This is a genomic window from Rhodococcus sp. ENV425, from assembly GCF_002887785.1.
GTDB lineage: Bacteria > Actinomycetota > Actinomycetes > Mycobacteriales > Mycobacteriaceae > Rhodococcus > Rhodococcus aetherivorans.
On the sequence record NZ_PCZU01000265.1, the window covers coordinates 4,871 to 6,280 of the forward strand.

General features: G+C 75.2%; 1 protein-coding gene. It reads left to right on the plus strand.

Annotated elements, in window-relative coordinates; genetic code table 11:
- The coding region (locus tag CQZ88_RS31705; protein ID WP_258008756.1) for a PD-(D/E)XK nuclease family protein at nucleotides 1-1,410 on the plus strand (1,410 nt) is incomplete at both ends.

Here is a 1,410-nt window from a genome sequence, read left to right on the forward strand (position 1 = left end):
TGCGCCGTGTCGAGCTCGCCGCCGGGGGCGACCGCGACTCCGCCGAACTGCTGCGACTGCTGCTCGTCGACGACGAGGGCGAAAACGCCGAACGGCTCGAGCGCGGACTCACCGACGTCGAGGCGGCGCCGCTGAAGAAGGCCCAGGCCGTGCTGCGCAAGGCCCGGGAGGCCGCGCGCCGCGGCGGCGGCATCGAGGACGTGCTGTGGGAGGCGTGGCAGGCCACCGGACTCGAGCGCAAGTGGGCCGCGGCGTCCGAACGCGGCGGTCCGGTCGGCGCGCAGGCCGACCGCGACCTCGACGGCATCGTGGCGCTGTTCGACGCCGCCGCCGACTACGTCGACCGGCTGCCGCGCGCCCAGCTCGCCGGATTCGTCGACTACCTCACCGAGCAGGAGATCCCGGGCACCGTCCGCACCCGCCTGGTCGCGCCGGCGGAGGCGGTCACCGTCGTCAGTGCCCACTCGGCGGCCGGCCGGGAGTGGGACGTCGTGGCGGTCGCCGGCGTGCAGGAGGGCCTGTGGCCGAGCCTGCGGGCCCGCGGCACCCTGCTGGGCATCGAGACGCTGATCGACGCGGTGTCCGGGGCCGACGGCGGCGGCGACGGCTCGACGCGGCTCTCACGCACCGCGCCGCTACTGGCCGACGAGCGCCGCCTGTTCCTCGTCGCGTGCAGCCGGGCGCGGCGCACCCTGCTCGTCACCGCCGTCGAATCGGTGGGCGGCGACACCGACATGGTGCGGTCCCGGTTCGTCGACGAGCTGGTGGGCGCGGACTCCGACGACGTCGTCGACGAGGCGGGTGAGGACGTCTCGGTGCTGCCCGAGGAGACCCGCACCCGGGTACTCGCCCTCCCCACCCTCGTCGCCGAGCTGCGCAGCGTGGTGTGCGATCCCGTGGTGGCCCGGGACGATCCGCAGCGGCAGCGCCGGGCGGCCGCACAGCTCGCGCGGCTCGCCCGGGCCCGTGTGCGGGGCGCGCATCCGGACCAGTGGTACGGCACCGCCGAGCCCAGCACGCAACAGGAACTGTGGGACCCCGGGGCCGACGCGGTGCCGTTGTCGCCGTCGACGGTCGAACAGCTCACCACGTGCCCGCTGCGGTGGATGTTCGAGCGGCACGGCGGCTCCGACGGCGACAACACCCACGCCGTCGCGGGCAGCCTGGTGCACACGCTGGTGCAGGCGCTCGCCGGGCGGATCCCGCCCGACCAGGTGGAGCGGGCGCTCGAACGGGCATGGGACTCGGTCGATCTCGGCTCCCAGTGGTACGCCCGTCGCGAGCTCGAACGCACCCGCGCCATGCTCGACACGTTCTCGGCGTGGCTGCGCGGCACCCGCGGCGAGCTCACCGAGGTCGGGGTCGAGATCGCCGTCGACGGCATCCTCGAACCCCGGACCGAGGACGAGC